Consider the following 16,346-nt stretch of genomic DNA (forward strand, 5'->3'; position numbering starts at 1 on the left):
CCAGCGGGAGGCATGAGTGTTGACGAATACAGGTGAACCAACGAATGGAGTTCCCGAAATGCCAAAGATTTTGGATGTGATCAAAACCAAGCAGGGGCAGATGTTCCTGCTGCTGGATGAAATGCCGCGTCTTGTATACGAGCGCACCGGCAACCTGCTTGTTTCGAGTCACGATGGCTTCTTCGACTTCATGAAGATTGCGCCTGGAACCCGTGATGCGTTTGCGGGCAGCTCTTTCACCATCACTCTCACTGACGGCTCGACCCTAGAGTGCAAAGGTCAGGTCTGGGATTGCGGCGGCGATCCTGGTGTACCCACGCTTCATGCTGGCATTGGCACCCGTGAGTCACTGGAGAGTTGCTACGTTTTCAGTGGCGCCACCGTCGCGAGGTCACTGGTAGAGGACTGGCTGTCCCAAAACAAGCCGAGCAGCAGGTACTACAAGTACGACAAGCGCGAGACCGTCGAGTACTGGGAAGCCATTTACCGCACCGAGGGGTGGGGGAATCGAATTTCTCCGGCTCGTGCCCGGAAGCTCCGCAAGCGTGGCGCGACCATCTGGCGCGTAGATGGAAGTCCAACCTGGAGCGCTCGCTTCGAAAAGCGCAAGGCTCAAATCCTCGCGGACATTGCCGCAGACGCTTAACCCCAAACACTGGAGGTCGCCATGAGCGAATGGATCAAGGTTGAGGACAGGCTGCCAGATGATGGCGTGCTTGTTATCGGATCTGGATGGAATTTCAGAGACCCAACCAAGGGTCGCTGGGTTGAGCCGACGATCTACTCAGAAGATGACCATGACTTTCACCCGGCCGCAGATGACGGACTGGGGAATCTCGTAACCGACTTTGATGGGTCAATGGAGCCAACCCACTGGCAGCCACTTCCCGCCCCGCCTACCGAATAACGCCACCCTGGAGGCGACCATGAACGCAGCATTGAAGATATGCCAGGAGCGTTACGACGCTCAGTTGCCGCCTCCAGTAAGCGAGTCGGCGGTGGAGATTGCCCGCAGTGAGTGGCTTTACAACGCCACGGAGCAGCTGGTGAGGTTCGGCGCAGATGTGAGGGTTCAGCTGCGCATGAGGTCGCCGCAGTGCGTCACGGTCGCCCAGCTTGCACTGGCGGCGGATGAACTGGCGAACGCCCGGCAGGCGGACTGTGATGTCGGCACACCGGCACTTGGCTGGCTATTGATCTCCAACAACTGCGGACGGGCCGACAAAGACGCCGTCGTCGAGCTGCTGGGTCGAAGCGACCACCCTTTCGGCAAGCTTGGCGAAATTGCAGAGGCCCTACTTCGGCCCCTCGCTGACGATGCACTGGCCGCCCAGGCTGAGGACGACGAATTATGAGCAACGCTACCGCTCTCGCCCGTCTTGGCCTGGAAATCGCCAAGATGAAGAAGTCCTGTACGCCGGTCCCGGACCGCACCTTCATCATGGGCATGATCGAAATGGCCGAGTTCGCCGATCTGGTCGATTCCCCTACCGCCAACCGTTACCGCGATGCGCTGGACGCCAAGTTCGTCGAGCGCAATACAGAACTCAAGAGGGCTGCAGCATGACTACCGCACCGGTTAAATCGCTGATCGACAGCCAGCTCGACGACATCGAACGCCGCATTGCCATCCTCGGCTTCGGCGTCCCCTTCAACGAGCTGATCGGCCGCAAGCGCGAAGACCTGGTGCGGGATCTGCCGCAGCGCCTGGCACCAACAATGAAGGGTGGCAGGATCGCTGTGAGAGTTCGGACGTGACCAGCCGCCAGCGGCACCTACTCATCTGGCGCGGCTCTTTCCCTGTCCTTGCCCTCTTCACCTTCCTGATGTTGCTCAGCGCCCTCGCTGATCGAATCACTCAATAACCAACACCTTCAATCGCTGCGAGCATCGCGGCAAGGATTCCCCATGTCCGCAGTAATGAAGCAGGACGACAACACGCCTGCGATGTCGGAGGCCGCGCTCGTTGAAGTACTGAGCAGCAGCCTCTACCCCGGCGCAGAAAAAAACTCAGTCGTGATGGTGTTGGCTTACTGCCAGGCCGCTCACCTGGACCCAATGTTGAAACCGGTCCACATCGTCCCGATCTGGAACACCAAGACAAAAAAGATGCAGGACACGGTGATGCCGGGCATCGGCCTGTACCGCATTCAGGCAGCTCGCACCGGCCAATATGCAGGGATCAGCGAGCCGGAATATGGCCCTCCAGTAACGGCGAAGTTGAGCGGCGTAGAAGTCACGTATCCCGAATGGTGCCGTGTAACGGTCAAGCGGCAGATGAGCAACGGCCTGGTTGCCGAATACACGGCCAATGAACGCTGGCTCGAAAACTACGCGACGTCGAGCAAGGACACCGCGGCGCCCAACGCCATGTGGAAGCGCCGAGCATTTGCCCAACTCGCCAAGTGCGCCGAGGCCCAGGCCCTGCGCAAAGCTTTCCCTGAAGTTGGATCGGCGCCAACGGCCGACGAGATGGAAGGCAAAGCATTCGAGGAGCCGGCGCGCGATGTCAGCCCACGACAGCACGCCCAGCCTGAACCGGAAGCGCTGCCCGCCTACTCCGACGAACTGCTGACCGAGAACATCGTGAGGTGGCAGCCATTGATCGACTCGAACCGCACCAGCCCCGAACACCTCATTGCGACCATCAGCAGCAAGTACACGCTGAGCCCGGCGCAGATTGAAAAAATCACCAACCTCAAAGCCCTCGATGGAGATTCAGCATGAAAATTCACAACGTAGCTCAAGGCTCCGCCGAGTGGCTTACCCTTCGCGCTAAGTTCCGCACCGCCTCCGAAGCCCCGGCAATGATGGGCGCCTCGAAGTACCAAACCCGCACAGACCTGCTGGCAGCCAAAAAGACCGGCATCACGCCCGATGTCACGCCGTCTCAGCAGTTCATCTTCGACAAGGGCCACGCTACTGAAGCCCTGGCCCGCCCACTGACTGAAGCGTTGATCGGCGAAGAGTTGTATCCGATCGTCGCGACCGAGGGCAACCTGCTGGCTTCCATGGACGGCGCCACGATGCTCGGCGAGACCCTGTTCGAACACAAGCTGTGGAATGAGTCGGTTGTGGCCCAGGTGAAAGCCGGCGAACTGGCTCCGCACTACTACTGGCAGCTTGAGCAGCAACTCTTGGTCAGCGGCGCTGAGCGGGTGATCTTTGTTTGCTCGGACGGCACGCCGGAGAACTTCGTGCACATGGAGTACCGGCCCGTCGCCGGCCGCGCGGCCCAGTTGATCGAAGGATGGAAACAGTTCGAGGCAGACCTGGCCAACTTCGAGATGACCGACGCTCCTTCAATCGTCGTCGGCAAGGCACCTGATGAGCTGCCAGCCCTACGCATCGAGCTGACCGGCATGGTCACTGCCAGCAACCTGAAGGTATTTGAAGACTCGGCCCTGGCCGTCATCGATTCGGTGAAAACCACACTCTCCACCGACCAGGACTTCGCTGATGCGAAGAAGGCAGTCAAATGGTGCGGCGATGTTGAAGAGGCTGTCGCCGTCGCCAAGAAACAGGCCCTGTCGCAAACCCAAAGCATCGATGAGTTGTTTTCATCGCTGGATCGCATCAGTGCCCATGCTCGCGAGACTCGCCTGAAAGTCGACAAGCTGGTGAAGGCTCAAGAGCTGCTGGTGAAGACCAACATCAAGCAAAAGGCCGAACTGGCACTGGCAGATCACATCGCTGCAATCAACAAGACGCTGGGCCAAGTCACACTGCCTCATGTTGTTTCGGACTTCGCCGGCGCCATGAAGAACAAGCGCACCATCGCCAGCCTTCAGGACGCGGTAGATACCGAGCTGGCCCGGGCGAAGATCGATGCAAGTCAGGCAGCGGACAGTATTCGCTTGAACCTGACCAGTCTGGCGGAGCTCGCCGTTGATTACGCCTTCCTGTTCAACGACGTGCAGCAGCTGGTGACCAAGGCCAATGATGACCTGGTGACGCTGATCAAATTCCGAATCTCCGAACACCAGAAGGCGGAGAAGATAAAGGCCGAAGCGAAGCGCATCGCCGAAGAGCAGGAAGCCCAGCGGCTGGAAACCATCAAGCCAGAGCCTGTCGTGGAGAAGGTGGCGACACCAGAGCCTGTCCGCACCGCTCCGGTCAAGGCGGCGCCCGTCGGCCAGGCCACAAAGCCTGTGCCGAGCAACACGGTGGAGCAGGTAGCGCTGCAGGCCAACGTGACGGACTTCGAGGCACTGATAAAAGCGGTGGCATATGGTCAGGCGCCGATCACGCTGCTTCTGGTGAACTGGGAAGCGCTCGACTCGATGGTCGCAGCGCAGGGTGCAAACTTCAGCATGGCTGGGGTGACACTCGGCAAGGCGGCAGCATGATCAGCAACCTCAGATCAGATATCGAGTTCCGGCGCGAGAAGGCGCTGGAGCTTTCCAGTCAGGTTCGCCGGCACTTGGCCGCCGGCGGGAAGATCACAATCGGCGAGAGCCCGGCGATCAATCCAGATCCGGCAAAGCGTTCGGAATTCATCGACCCGACAACCATCCTCAAGCGTCGCAAGCCCCCCATCACGCGGGACGAGCGTAAGGCGCTGCGCAAACTTGCGGAGGCTTTATGAGCAAGCGCAAACCCCACAACCTCAAAGCCCGCATTGACCGGTCCTGCCGGTCGCTGCTGGCCGCTAACCACGTCGCAGTGGTCAACATCGACCCCAGTGGCCGCCAGGGCATGATCAATTACAAGTCGCTGAAAAACATCGCGCCGGGGAAGATTGGCCAGGCTGTCTGCGGCATTCCCCACAGGTGGACGATCTACCTCAGCGCCCTCTGCATCGACGCCCGCGGCGACCGATACAGCAAGTCGGTGGAGGTGGCGCCCGATGGCGTTTACCTCTCCGACCACCTGGAAGACGTGATCGAGCATTGCTACAAGAAGCTGCGCGACGAGGCAAACCAAAGCCAGATGGTGGCGTCAGGCTGGATCGCCATTCCTGAAGCGATGTCACTGGACGAGGAACACGCCGCGCGAATCTTCGAAGCTGTCGGCGCCTGGAATCAGCAGAAGGTCGCTGCATGCGCCGCATAACCCGCATCCAGCAACGCAAACGACAAACCTGGCTCGCACTGCCGGCCAGCGGAATAGAAGAGGTGGGCCATGGCAGCCGCGCAGAAAGAACGATCAGCAAAGACTGCGGCGAGGCGAAAGACTCGCGGCGAGGAAGAATTGCGACTCCACACCATGGCCGGCACCCGCCAGGCCCTGGCTGACCTGATGGCCTGGAGCTGCATCGAGGAACAGGGCGAGGCCATGACCTTGATGATTCACCACCTGCACGGCCTGGGCCCAGCAGGATCGGCGCAGTTCCTCGCGCCGCGACACGAATACGCAACACTTGAAGGCATGTCGCGTAAATTGATAATCGCCTACGACCGCGAAGCTTTTCGCGTCAACAAAGATGACTTGCTACTTTTTTCCCGCAGTCAGTAGTCCAAGGAAAACGCCCAAGCAAAGTTTAGCCGCATCAAAAAACCAAACACTTGAAGTACTGAACGATGGTTTATCTGGGATTAGGGTTACCACTCCTCCGAGTGCAAACAACACCATGACCATTACTACCACTACTGCGATCCAGTTATCTGCAAGCTTTATAGAAAGGTATTCGGTAACGGAAGGTTCTGCACCGCTGCCAGAGGCACTGCTTGCCCTAGATTGAGCATAAGTATTCCAATCTTTCATCCCCATGGACCTCGCTCAAGTGAGGTCTCATAGAATGTGTAGAACAACAAAAATGTCGGAGCGCTACTCGTTCGCTCAACATGGAACTGCATTTCTAAATCTACATTATTAACCGCAACAATGCTTACAGGTCTGATTATTCCGCTTGGCCCATTGCGGGTGACGTTGTAAAACGTAACCGCTACAGAATTATTTGCAATCTCTCCAACCGTCGCAGTCGCAGTCCCTTTAGTTGGATCATCAGAAATTCTAAAATCAATTACTAACGGAATCGAAATATCAGGAACACATACCTCAAACAATAATGGTGAATTTTCCGTACCTAATCCTACACCCTGGGCTATCAGTTTTTTACCCGCGATAGGAGAGCCAATACAGCTTACTGCGAACATCGTCACCTTCCTTTTTTGACTTAATGACGTCTACCGATAATCCATCAACTAAAACGCTTGCAGCCGCATGAACGTTCTTCGGGCGAAACTACTAACGTGATCGATAAAATTGAATTTGAGCATAAAATATGGCTTTTTGCTATGGCGGTATTTGCAGCGGCATCGAGGCTGCAATCCGAGCTTGGCACCCGCTGGACATACGCGCCTCACGATGCTCCGTGATTGAGCCTTTCCCGTCGGCGGTCCTGGCCCACCACTACCCCGACGTGCCCAACCACGGCGACATGACCAAGTTGGCCGCCCTAGTGCTGGCCGGCAAGATACCGGCACCGGATGTGCTGGTCGGCGGCACCCCGTGCCAGGCCTTCTCGGTTGCCGGCATGCGCGAAGGCCTCACCGACCCGCGCGGCGCCCTTACCATCAAATACGTGGAGCTTGCAGATGCAGTTGACTATGTTCGCGCCGGCCAGCGAAAGCCCGCCAGCGTCATCGTCTGGGAAAACGTCCCCGGCGTCCTCAGCGACAAAGGGAACGCCTTCGGATGCTTTCTTGGCGCGCTTGCTGGGGAAGACTGCGAGCTGCAGCCTCCAGGGAAGAAATGGCAGGACGCTGGTTGTGTGTATGGACCCAAAAGAACAATCGCGTGGCGGGTCCTGGACGCCCAATATTTCGGCCTGGCCCAACGACGCCGTCGTGTGTTCGTTGTCGCAAGTGCTCGTGACGGATTCGATCCCGCCGAGGTACTTTTTGAGCGAGAAGGCGTGCGCCGGGATACTGCGCCGCGCCGAGGCGAGGGGCAAGACGTTACCGGAACAGCTCCTTTCGGCCCTGCGCTCCAGTGCGGATGCGGATTCGTGTTCGAAGAATACTTAGGCCCACATGGCTGCCCTAACTGCGAAGGCGACGACGGGCCGGCGGTATCGATTTTCGGCGGAATCCCGGCCTTCGGCGGCCATAGCCTGAGCAGCTCGATCGAGCGCGCTGCAACGCTCACCGCAAAGGACAGCCGACTCGACATCGAGAGCGAGACATTCTTAATTCATCCCGAGGTCGCCGGGACGCTCACAAGCCACGCGTTCAGTGGAGGCTCAGGCGGCAGGCCCGAGGGCGCAGCGGCAGGGCACTTCCTTGTTGCGACAACGCTCGCCGGTGGGGGACGTAAAAAAGGCGGCTACAGCTACGATGATGTGCCGTGCATTGCCGCGACCCTCGACGCGAGCTATGGGCGGCTGCAGGGCTGCTCTGGCCAGGATGCAAACCACGGCCACAGTCATCTGGTGGTGCACGGCACGCAAGACCCCTGCGTCAGCATCGAACAGGCGCATACATTAGGTCGTAACAATGGACAGGAGAACGTCCTGTACTGTCGCGAGGTTGCCCAAGCCATAACCAGCAATTACGGCAAGCAACTGGACAACACCAACTCATCATTAGGGCCGAATATCGTAGCGGCCTTCGCCGAGAACTCTAGATCGGAACTTCGCTATGAGGACGGCGACGGCGGCATCACCGGAGCTATGAGTACGGGTGGAGGCAAGCCGGGACAGGGCACCCCATCCGTTCAAATTGGCTCTGCCGTGCGCCGCCTCACTCCCGTCGAGTGCGAACGCCTCCAGGGCATGGCCGATGACTACACCCTGATCCCCTGGCGCGGCAAGCTAGCCAGCGAATGCCCGGACGGTCCCCGCTACAAGGCGATCGGCAACAGCAAGGCCGTCACCGTGGTTCGCTGGCTTGGGCTGCGCCTTTTGCAACAGATCACACCCAGCCCGTACGCATGATCGCATCGAACAGTCGAGCGATGGCGGTGACCAGGTCAACGAGCTTTATCAGGTTCTTCAAATGAGCATCCTCCTCAGACTCAAAGCCGAGGAACGGCTTCGTAGTCTACAGGTGCCCAATTGAATCCAAGAACGCCCCCTCGTTCCACTTGGGGTTTTTCCAAAACCCTCAGAACAACCGACCGGGCATGGCCCGGCAAGGACTTCCCATGCCTACAGAAAACCGTATCGACTGCCCAGCTCTGCACAAGCGCAGCAACAGCTATCCGTTTGGCGCACGCGTGCCGCGCACCGTGCGAATGGTGAAAACTGTCACCGCCGATCCAATGCCCGGCATTGGGCTTGCGTACATCAAAGGCGCGGTGCCGGTGGCGAATCAGAACGACATCTATCAGGCGTGGACCAACAGCTATGGCGCCGTGGCAGCGGTAATGCCTGATGGGCATCACCTTGGGCTACGTCCCGGAGAGTTCGAGGTTTACACCTGGCACGACCTTGCGCCGGCGCCAGCCCCATCAGGAGTCACTCTTCAGGCCGAGCGCGCCAACCGCGTCTACGTGGCCGGGCCAATGACTGGTATCGCCGACTTCAACTACCCGGCCTTCAACGCCGTTGCTGATCAGCTTCGCGCCCAGGGCTACGAAGTCGAAAACCCAGCAGACCACGGAATCGTCGAGGGCGCACAGTGGGCCGACTACATGGCCTACGACCTGACCCGCCTTGGCCTGTGCGGAATGATCGCCCTGCTGCCTGACTGGGAGAAGTCGCAAGGCGCCAAGCTGGAAGTGCTGATCGCCGAACGCCTCGGCATGAAGGTTGTGAATGCCCATGATCTGGTAACTAGGGAAGAAAAACGGCTCAGACCTGATCCGTTAAAGAGGTGCTTGTAGAGTTAAGAAAGGAGTTCCAAGCATCGAACGCAGCTTTGTGGTCGCTCGTTGCTTCCTGCCATTCTGGGCCGCTCACATTTTTAGAAACGACCAGCATCATCATTTTGGTGGTTGCTGCATCAAGCTGGACAAGCAGCTTGTGAGACTCAAAGCGGAAATCGTCAATACCGTTCATTGAAAAGCCTTTCGATAGGTCTCTCCGGAAGCTCCGTGTTTTATTCCTATCCACAGGAAGACAAAATGTCCGGACAAACGTTCCGCAATGCCTGAGAACCGCTACCTCTCTGCTTGCTTTGAGCCTGCTCTGGGCAAGCTCTCGGTTTTTCGGCCCTTGACGGATTTGGTTCGAGCAGGAGATTGCAATCTCGCCCGCTCAAGTCCCCAAGCCAATGCTTTTGTCATCGTTTCGCCGGGTAGTGAATCAAAGGCTTCTTCAGAGATAACTGCGCCTTTGTCCCCGTAGACCCCTATGAACAACTGAGTTCTACCAAGTAGAGACATACGGACTTGCACGTTCAGCACCGTGCCGTCGACTTGTCGCTCATCCACCGAACGAGTGTGAAGAGTTTGGTCGGCCCAGTCCCAGTAAACGTTGCCTCGTTTTCTCATCTGTGTAGCCCTGATATTAAGGCCGCGATTATGCGACCGAGGCGAATGTCAGCGATATACCCATTCAAAAAGATTTTTTAATCACCCCCAACCTATCCAAAGTCAGCCGCTATAGCGGCAAGGACGAAGTCATGCCTGAACAAAAAATTACGTTCGTCAACGGCGCTCCAGCCAAGTGCGGCTGCAAAATGGAATTCAGCTGTGGCGGCGGCCACTACTCAGACGTGGTGTACGTCAGTCCCTGCGAGGCGCACAGCGGCATCAAGCCATTCGGACCGGTCGAGGTGAAGCGCGATGCGGACGGCTGGTGGTATCACCCGAACATTCCAAGCTTTGGCGAAGGTGAAGATCCAGCGCCGTATACCGTATGGACGAAAGAGCAAGGCCTGGAGCTGAAAGGCTGGCATCTGGGCGATGAACTTGACGGACACCCTTGTGAGGATGGCGAGTGCCACTGCAAAGGCTGGAATCCCGAATCGCCAGGCCCTGAGTGGTTCCTGATGGGGATCTTCGATACGGATGACGGCCCCTATGTTCAGTGGGCGCGCCGGGAGGTTACGCCGTGAGCCAAATCAAGGAACGCCCAATCCTGTTCTCGGCGCCGATGGTGCGAGCCATCCTGGAAGGCCGGAAGACGGTCACGCGGCGCGCACTGAATGCGAAAGCGCTGAAAAACATCGGTTACGGCGTTCAGCTCGGCGAGTGCCACGAACTTCCCAGCGAAGGCCCGCTGCACCCGAACAGCATCGGGTATTACACGGACTTCTGCCCCTTTGGCCAGATCGGCGATCGGCTTTGGGTGCGCGAGACATTTGCCACGCTCAGTGCCGGAGAATATGAGCCGGTGAAGCCGCACGGCGGGCGCGGGCAGAACATCATGTACGCAGCTACCGACCCGCTTGCCGATTTGAGCATCAGTAATCGCGGCTACGGTTATCGGCCGTCCATCCATATGCCCCGCTGGGTCAGCCGTATCCTGCTGGAAATTACAGCCGTGCACGTCGAGCGGTTGCAGGACATCACCGAGGATCAGGCCAAGGCCGAGGGCGTAAGACGAGTGGAATTGATCAACCGATGGTTCGCTCATGATGACAGCGAGAATGCTTTCGGCAGGGCGACTGGCGCGTTCCGAGACCTCTGGCAAAGCGTCGGCGGTGACTGGGCTGCAAACCCGTGGGTCTGGGTTGTCGAGTTCAAGCGGGTGACGCCATGATCGCCACCCTCTGGTTCGCCTACGTCTTTACCTACAAGGGGCCGAGGCCATGAAACAGCATCGCGTTTTGATCGGCGACTGCATTGAGTCGATGCGGACGCTGCAGGACCAGTCGATACACACCTGTGTTACATCGCCGCCCTACTTCGGTCTCCGGGACTACGGCATGGCCGGGCAGATCGGTCTGGAAGAAACTCCTGCTGAATTTATCGCGCGCCTGGTGGAGGTCTTTCGCGAAGTGCGCAGGGTTTTGCGTGATGACGGAACGCTATGGGTAAACATGGGCGATACGTATGCATCAATCGCCGGGGGTTACGCACCTGGTGGTTCCGCTGGCAAACACGACATGGTTTCTCAGGCTACGCGCGGTGCGGTATTGCGCGGCAAGCGCCGAGCTCCACCGACGGGTTTAAAACAAAAAGACCTGATGGGCGTGCCCTGGCGACTCGCCTTCGCCCTTCAAGATGATGGCTGGTACCTGCGCCAGGACATCATCTGGCATAAACCGAACCCCATGCCTGAATCCACCAAGGACCGTTGCACAAAGTCGCATGAGTACCTATTTCTCCTCAGCAAGTCACCACGCTATTACTACGACCAGGATGCGATCAAGGAACCTGCAGCGCTCAGCTCTATAGTGCGAATGGCGCAGGATCTCGAGCAACAGCGCGGGAGTGATCGCGTGCCCGGAAAAGCAAATGGACCAATGAAAGCAGTGCGTAGCAAGCGGGACAGTTTCAAGCGTGATGAATCAAAGCGAGAGCAGCCCATCCCTGGGCAGTCACTGGGAACACATCGGTCAGATCGAGAGGAAAGTGCCTGGCCCTTGGATACTCGTAACAAGCGCAGTGTGTGGACTGTTCCGACGCAAGGTTTCAAGGGTGCACACTTCGCGACCTTCCCTCCGGACCTGATCAGACCTTGCATCCTGGCCGGCGCCCCACTCGGAGGCGTCGTGCTTGACCCTTTTGGCGGTGCCGGCACTACGGCGGTGGTCGCCATGCAGGAAGGTCGCAAATCGATACTGTGTGAACTCAACCCGGAATACGCCGCAATGGCTGAACGCCGGATCGCTGCCGCCTGGCTCGACGGTGCGGCGCAAATGGATGTCTTCCGCGACACCGTGCAACACCCAGCCGCTTAACCACAATCCCCCTACATGCCTGCCGGTGAGCGGCGGGCGAGGTATTCCCTATGGACAGTATTCATTTCCTGTCGCACGAAGAGGTGTGCACCCTTACCGGTGCAAGAACGAAAGCAGGACAGGTGCAGGTTCTTAAAAGAAACGGTATTCGGCACACCATCAAGCGCAGCGGTTGGCCTTGCGTAATCGCCAGCGCCCTAACCGGCGAACCGGTCGCGGTATCAGCAGAAAAACCAAAATGGCAGCCACGCCTGGTGAGTTAAATGGGAAGGAAGCCAACAAACCCTGATAGCGTCACACGCCTCAGGAAGCGCAAGCAGCGCAGCGGGATCATCTATTACTACTACGACCTCGGCGGCTCTCCAAGAAAGGAAATCGCTCTGGGCAGCGACTACGGGCTGGCGATTGTTGAATACGCGAAGCTGGAAAAGAGCCGCACTTCGTCTGCCATGGTGCAGGCAGTACTGACGTTCGCCTATGTCGCAAAAATCTACATGGATGAGGTGGTACCGACCAAGAGCCCGGCCACACAGAAGGACAACACTCGGGAGCTTAAGCAGCTTCTGAAATTCTTCGATGATCCACCGGCGCCTCTGGAGGCGATCGAGCCTCAACACGTCGTACAGTACCTGCGCCAGCGCGGCAAGACGGCGCCAGTGCGCGCTAATCGCGAGAAGGCGTTACTTAGCGCCATCTGGAACTTTGCCCGCAGCAGCGGCTATACGGCCTTGGCCAACCCGTGCGCCGGCGTGAAGGGTCACAAGGAATCTGGACGAGATCAATACATCGAGGACGAGATGTTCGCCCTGGTGTACCAGCACGCCGAGCAGCCGCTGCGTGATGCACTCGATCTGTTCTACCTGACCGGCCAGCGGATAGCGGACACGCTAAAGATGGATGAGCGAGACATCCGCGACAATAGGCTGGCCGTGAAGCAAGGCAAGACGAATGCGAAAAGGAGGATTGAGATAACCGGAGAGCTGAAGGTGGTGATTGATCGAATCATGGCCAGGAAGGACGGGCACAAGATCCGCACCAGCAGGCTCATCGTTATGGATAACGGGCAGCCAATGACTAGCAGCATGTTGCGAGGAAGGTTTGACGCGGCCCGTGAGGCGGCAGGTGTTGAGAAAGGAAACTTTCAGATGCGCGATCTGCGCGCAAAAGCTGGCACCGACAAAGCAGAATCCAGCGGTGACATCCTGCAGGCTCGCGACCAACTTGGGCACACAACTGTCGTTATGACAGAGAACTACATCCGTAAGAGGATCGGCAAAAAGGTCACGCCGACCAGGTAAATTCTGCACCGCAATAGTTTTGACCCCCTTGAAAACAAAGGGCTGCAAGCGAGGTAAAAACTACTCATAGCGGTGCAGAATAGACGCTAACCTGTTGTATTTAAAAGAATACATTGCGGACTTAAAATCCCCCGCTCGTAAGGGCGTCCCGGTTCGATTCCGGGTTCGGGCACCATAGATATCAAGGGCTTGCATGATGAACTTCATGCAGGCCCTTATCTTTTGCGTTCCGCAATTTCCCTCTCCGGCGTTCTGCCGACTCAATTCAAATCCTCCGTTTCGCCAACTGCTACGCTGTTCACTCCACCAGAGAAACACCGATGCATACGCTCCGACGCGCTGGGGTAGGTGAACTTACATTCGATGACATTCGCCCGGGTATAGGCGAAGTCGAAGTCGGTGGCGCGCGGCATATCCGACAGTGTGAAGACCTGGCCTTGAGCCCAGTAAGTCATGCCCCGGTAGATCGCCGAGATGTCACACAACAGAGACCAAGCGTCAGCCTTGCTCTGTAGGTTCAGGTTGCAGATGAAGCGCGGCTCTTGACCCCCCTTCCCGTCCGGCACCACCTGATCGCAGTACTGCGATATCCGGTAGAGCTCCCACTTGTCCACCATCCACGACTTGATGCGCCGGCCGAGGCCAAAACGGTCGGCCGTGGTGATGTCGTAGGTCATCCAGACCGCGTTATCGGTCCACGCCTGCTTAAAAGTGCCGTCCCAGACGCCGGTGTACGAGCGCGCGACAGGATCGTAGTTGCTCGGCACCTGCATCTTCTTCAGCTTTGTCTCGACCGTGACGGCCGGAATGCTGCGGAACTGCTCAGCTGAAAACTCAATGTAGAGCAGCGCAGTGTTCGGGTAACGAATCTTGGCGTCGATCACCTCGGTAAATCCGGCGATCTGCATCGTGTCGGAGATTTTGTTGTTGTTCTGGTTGATGGTCAGTCGCGTGATGCGCATCAACCAGCCAGAAGTAGCCTTCGGCAAATCTATGCGGCGGGTGCGTTCGTAAACGCTGATGGTTTTGCCGTCGACAGCCTCGCTCAGCACCTGTTGGTACGCGCCGCCGTCGGTGGCCAGTTCAACCTTGTACTCAATCCGGTAACCGTTGATGTTGCCGCCGGTATCCACGGACTGGAGCGCTGGCCAAGCGAAGCGAACACGCACGGCGGAAAGCTGGGTGTTGCTGATCGCGCGGACCCACGGGGTGCCACTGCGCAACTCGGTGCTGATGGAGGTTTCATTCTCTACCGACGGGATCCCCTGAATATAGGTCTGATCCACCGCACCGGTGCGCCATTCTCACTTCACGTTCGGGAAGTTCATGTTGCCCTGAGGATCTTGCAGCGGCGTGTTGTCGAGGTAGATATCCTTGGCGGTCGGAATGCCTTCAAACTCACCCTCTCCCACTGCGATCAGCATCTTGGCGATGGCGATCGAGCGCAGACTATCCGGGGCTTCAGTTGGCGTTTTTGGTTTGTCCTCGCCGCCCTTGGCGCCGTGGATATCAGTCTTGCGTTCTGCGCCCATGCTTTTCTCCAGGCAATAAAAAACCGCCTCGTGGGCGGCTGCGGTGCTGCGGTGAATGTTTACGTGTGATCTTCGGCGTAGATGGTGGCGCTGATAATCGCACCACCAACCCGCCGCTTGCCGTAGCAGAGTGGGACCGGGTTACCCGATGCAGTGGTGCTTTTGGCGCTACCGAAGGCGTAGCCGAGTATGTTCTCTGGTGCGGCGCTGGTCTTGAGGCCACCGGCTTGGGGGCTGAGCATCTGGATGACGCCGCCGGCGACAAGGCCAATACCGGCGCCAATAAGCGGAGTGCCGAACGGCGTGGCTGAAAAAATGACACCGACGACGATCAGGATCGCACCGACGATGGTTTGAAGGACTCCCCCCGTTTGCTGCCCACCACCACCGGCGCAATACGAATATCACCGGCACCGTTGTAGATCAGTTCCTTCTCGCCGATGTTGCGCTTATCGCGAAAAACTGCGAATTCAAGCCCTCGCGACTTAGCGTTCGAAAGGAAGCGCTCGAAGCCAAGGATCTGGACGCAGAGCGCCTTGATGGCCTCGGCCGGTGACTTCACCGCAAGCCTGAAGGTTTTCTCGAACTGGCGAAGTTGCCCATACAGGCGAATCGTTGTCATCGGTTGGTAGTTGATCGCTGAAGCCTGCATCATTTTCTCCAGGCATGAAAAAGCCGCCCGGAGGCGGCTTTATGATTTTCGTTTTTCAGTTGTAGTCGACGTAGGGGCCAATGTAGAAACCGGCCATGTCGCCGCTGATGCGGTATAGGCTTTCTTTGCCGGGCTGCACCGTGGCTGCGATAGTGCGAATTGTAGCGCCTGCGCACAGGCCTGATCCGGCAAGGCCGGCGCCGAGGCTTGGTGAGCCTGGCGGAAGGTAAAAGGTAGCCCGCTGACCGGTGCCAATTTTCGCAGCCTTGCGGCCGTCTACATAGACGACGATATCGCAGCCTGAACCAACAGCGCCGGAGTCGCGCACAACCGTGACCTTCCCGCTTTCACCGGCCGGCTTTGTCTGGAAGGCATAAACCTCATCCGACGGCACCGGCTTCGCATCCCTTACTGAAATCGCCGATGAGGCGCACCCCACCAGCATCACCGCCGCTACCGCCGCTATCAAAATCCGCATGTCGTTCCCTCTTTGGTTTGGCGGGACTGTAGCAGTTACAGCTATTTAGATCGGATCACAATAGTGGATGCGAGCATATCTCCTAACCGTTTCCGTGAGCCAAAGAAAATAAATATCCAGTCAAAAATACTCAGGATGGGTGTAGTGATATTTCGCATAAAGGACTGATAAAGATTGCAATTAAGGTGGCTGCGCTCGTCAATCACTGACATCCCCAACAGTTTTTTACCCACGCTTTGACCGTTGGGCATTGCGTCTGAGAATAGGTAATACGCAGCAGCGGACCCAAAAGCCAGAATCCCGACCGCGTTTGGAGATACACCAACAAGCTCTGCCGCCTTTCCCACGGCGAATAACACAAAAAGGGTGATTAACGAGTCAATCCATTGCCCTACCAACCGCCGCCCCAAACCGGCCAAATTGTCCGGCCTTCGATATTCAATTTGAGTGGTACTCACGTCCATTCGTTGACGCTCCAATGGTTTCGATTTCAAACATTCCAAGATGCCAAAAGCTCAGCGCGAGCCTTGGTCTTTAGTGCCTGATTAACCAATCCGCTTCAGTACATAGGTCTGGTCGTTTTGACCATAGTTAACTGCCCACTCCACTGTCCGGAATGGTGCTAGGGGTCCACTCACACCTTGCGGGTCT

Annotated in this window: 23 protein-coding genes and 2 pseudogenes; 17 read left to right on the forward strand and 8 right to left on the reverse strand. The window is 57.6% G+C overall.

Features of this window, described 5'->3' with window-relative positions:
* The first annotated feature begins 58 nt into the window (after positions 1–58).
* The 10 genes from AO240_RS03980 (at position 59) to AO240_RS04025 (ending at position 5,457) form a co-directional block, all read left to right on the forward strand.
* Positions 59–646: a hypothetical protein gene (locus AO240_RS03980; protein ID WP_099235244.1), complete on the forward strand. Its 588-nt coding sequence runs from the start codon at positions 59–61 to the stop codon at positions 644–646.
* 21 nt (positions 647–667) lie between these two features.
* Positions 668–907 (forward strand): DUF551 domain-containing protein, encoded by a 240-nt coding sequence (locus AO240_RS03985; RefSeq protein ID WP_057008977.1) that lies wholly within the window; start codon positions 668–670, stop codon positions 905–907.
* A 19-nt stretch (positions 908–926) separates the two neighbouring features.
* Complete coding sequence (locus tag AO240_RS03990; RefSeq protein ID WP_099235245.1) at positions 927–1,355, forward strand: hypothetical protein; 429 nt, start codon at positions 927–929, stop codon at positions 1,353–1,355.
* Entirely contained in the window at positions 1,352–1,567 is a 216-nt protein-coding gene (locus AO240_RS03995; protein WP_099235246.1) for a hypothetical protein, read from the forward strand. Before AO240_RS03990 ends, AO240_RS03995 begins: the two co-directional genes overlap by 4 nt.
* Positions 1,564–1,758: a hypothetical protein gene (locus tag AO240_RS04000; RefSeq protein WP_099235247.1), complete on the forward strand. Its 195-nt coding sequence runs from the start codon at positions 1,564–1,566 to the stop codon at positions 1,756–1,758. Before AO240_RS03995 ends, AO240_RS04000 begins: the two co-directional genes overlap by 4 nt.
* A gap of 162 nt (positions 1,759–1,920) precedes the next feature.
* On the forward strand, positions 1,921–2,727 hold the full coding sequence (gene bet / locus AO240_RS04005) for a phage recombination protein Bet (RefSeq protein WP_099235312.1): 807 nt from the start codon (positions 1,921–1,923) through the stop codon (positions 2,725–2,727).
* The gene (locus AO240_RS04010; protein ID WP_099235248.1) at positions 2,724–4,349 is read left to right on the forward strand and encodes a YqaJ viral recombinase family protein; all 1,626 of its coding nucleotides are present in this window, start codon (positions 2,724–2,726) and stop codon (positions 4,347–4,349) included. The genes bet and AO240_RS04010 overlap by 4 nt, the downstream gene beginning before the upstream one ends.
* A complete protein-coding gene (locus AO240_RS04015; RefSeq protein WP_017254546.1) occupies positions 4,346–4,588 on the forward strand; it encodes a hypothetical protein in 243 nt (80 codons plus the stop codon). The genes AO240_RS04010 and AO240_RS04015 overlap by 4 nt, the downstream gene beginning before the upstream one ends.
* Complete coding sequence (locus tag AO240_RS04020; protein WP_099235249.1) at positions 4,585–5,055, forward strand: hypothetical protein; 471 nt, start codon at positions 4,585–4,587, stop codon at positions 5,053–5,055. Before AO240_RS04015 ends, AO240_RS04020 begins: the two co-directional genes overlap by 4 nt.
* Positions 5,056–5,124: 69 nt before the next feature.
* Positions 5,125–5,457 carry a hypothetical protein gene (locus tag AO240_RS04025; RefSeq protein ID WP_099235250.1) on the forward strand — a complete coding sequence of 111 codons (333 nt, stop codon included), beginning with the start codon at positions 5,125–5,127 and terminating at the stop codon, positions 5,455–5,457.
* Here the strand turns inward: AO240_RS04025 and AO240_RS28220 are convergent.
* Both AO240_RS28220 and AO240_RS28225 read right to left on the reverse strand, forming a co-directional pair.
* Positions 5,434–5,706, reverse strand: coding sequence for a hypothetical protein (locus AO240_RS28220; protein ID WP_143505280.1), 273 nt, complete (start codon positions 5,704–5,706; stop codon positions 5,434–5,436). The two genes, AO240_RS04025 and AO240_RS28220, sit on opposite strands and share 24 nt — an antisense overlap.
* Positions 5,703–6,098, reverse strand: coding sequence for a DUF6864 domain-containing function (locus AO240_RS28225; RefSeq protein WP_143505282.1), 396 nt, complete (start codon positions 6,096–6,098; stop codon positions 5,703–5,705). Before AO240_RS28225 ends, AO240_RS28220 begins: the two co-directional genes overlap by 4 nt.
* A gap of 128 nt (positions 6,099–6,226) precedes the next feature.
* Here AO240_RS28225 and AO240_RS04030 point away from each other — a divergent pair, with 128 nt between their 5' ends.
* Complete coding sequence (locus tag AO240_RS04030; protein ID WP_099235251.1) at positions 6,227–7,879, forward strand: DNA cytosine methyltransferase; 1,653 nt, start codon at positions 6,227–6,229, stop codon at positions 7,877–7,879.
* 209 nt (positions 7,880–8,088) lie between these two features.
* Positions 8,089–8,769 (forward strand): DUF4406 domain-containing protein, encoded by a 681-nt coding sequence (locus AO240_RS04035; RefSeq protein WP_099235252.1) that lies wholly within the window; start codon positions 8,089–8,091, stop codon positions 8,767–8,769.
* On the opposite strand, the gene AO240_RS04040 is transcribed toward AO240_RS04035, so the two are convergent.
* Positions 8,738–8,944 carry a hypothetical protein gene (locus tag AO240_RS04040; protein ID WP_099235253.1) on the reverse strand — a complete coding sequence of 69 codons (207 nt, stop codon included), beginning with the start codon at positions 8,942–8,944 and terminating at the stop codon, positions 8,738–8,740. The two genes, AO240_RS04035 and AO240_RS04040, sit on opposite strands and share 32 nt — an antisense overlap.
* 101 nt (positions 8,945–9,045) lie before the next feature.
* Positions 9,046–9,378: a hypothetical protein gene (locus tag AO240_RS28820; RefSeq protein WP_099235254.1), complete on the reverse strand. Its 333-nt coding sequence runs from the start codon at positions 9,376–9,378 to the stop codon at positions 9,046–9,048.
* Between the two features lie 131 nt (positions 9,379–9,509).
* Between AO240_RS28820 and AO240_RS04050 the strand changes: the two genes are divergently transcribed.
* From AO240_RS04050 to xerC, 5 genes are read left to right on the forward strand one after another with little or no spacing between them, the layout of a single operon-like run.
* Positions 9,510–9,944 (forward strand): hypothetical protein, encoded by a 435-nt coding sequence (locus tag AO240_RS04050; RefSeq protein WP_256585835.1) that lies wholly within the window; start codon positions 9,510–9,512, stop codon positions 9,942–9,944.
* Entirely contained in the window at positions 9,941–10,591 is a 651-nt protein-coding gene (locus AO240_RS04055; protein WP_099235255.1) for a hypothetical protein, read from the forward strand. Before AO240_RS04050 ends, AO240_RS04055 begins: the two co-directional genes overlap by 4 nt.
* 49 nt (positions 10,592–10,640) lie before the next feature.
* Positions 10,641–11,735 carry a site-specific DNA-methyltransferase gene (locus AO240_RS04060; protein ID WP_099235256.1) on the forward strand — a complete coding sequence of 365 codons (1,095 nt, stop codon included), beginning with the start codon at positions 10,641–10,643 and terminating at the stop codon, positions 11,733–11,735.
* 50 nt (positions 11,736–11,785) lie between these two features.
* Positions 11,786–11,998: a DUF4224 domain-containing protein gene (locus AO240_RS04065; protein WP_099235257.1), complete on the forward strand. Its 213-nt coding sequence runs from the start codon at positions 11,786–11,788 to the stop codon at positions 11,996–11,998.
* Positions 11,999–13,033: a tyrosine recombinase XerC gene (gene xerC / locus AO240_RS04070; protein ID WP_099235258.1), complete on the forward strand. Its 1,035-nt coding sequence runs from the start codon at positions 11,999–12,001 to the stop codon at positions 13,031–13,033.
* Positions 13,034–13,359: 326 nt separating this feature from the next.
* Here the strand turns inward: xerC and AO240_RS04075 are convergent.
* The 4 genes and pseudogenes from AO240_RS04075 to AO240_RS04090 form a co-directional block, all read right to left on the reverse strand.
* A pseudogene (locus tag AO240_RS04075) lies at positions 13,360–14,565 on the reverse strand (host specificity protein); the annotation flags it as partial.
* 59 nt (positions 14,566–14,624) lie between these two features.
* Positions 14,625–15,217, reverse strand: a pseudogene (locus AO240_RS04080) (tail assembly protein).
* A 55-nt stretch (positions 15,218–15,272) separates the two neighbouring features.
* The gene (locus AO240_RS04085) at positions 15,273–15,695 is read right to left on the reverse strand and encodes a hypothetical protein (RefSeq protein WP_099235259.1); all 423 of its coding nucleotides are present in this window, start codon (positions 15,693–15,695) and stop codon (positions 15,273–15,275) included.
* 41 nt (positions 15,696–15,736) lie between these two features.
* Positions 15,737–16,159: an RDD family protein gene (locus tag AO240_RS04090; protein ID WP_099235260.1), complete on the reverse strand. Its 423-nt coding sequence runs from the start codon at positions 16,157–16,159 to the stop codon at positions 15,737–15,739.
* Between the last annotated feature and the right edge of the window lie 187 nt (positions 16,160–16,346).

The organism is Pseudomonas sp. ICMP 460, assembly GCF_002723595.1.
Lineage (GTDB): Bacteria > Pseudomonadota > Gammaproteobacteria > Pseudomonadales > Pseudomonadaceae > Aquipseudomonas > Aquipseudomonas kitaguniensis.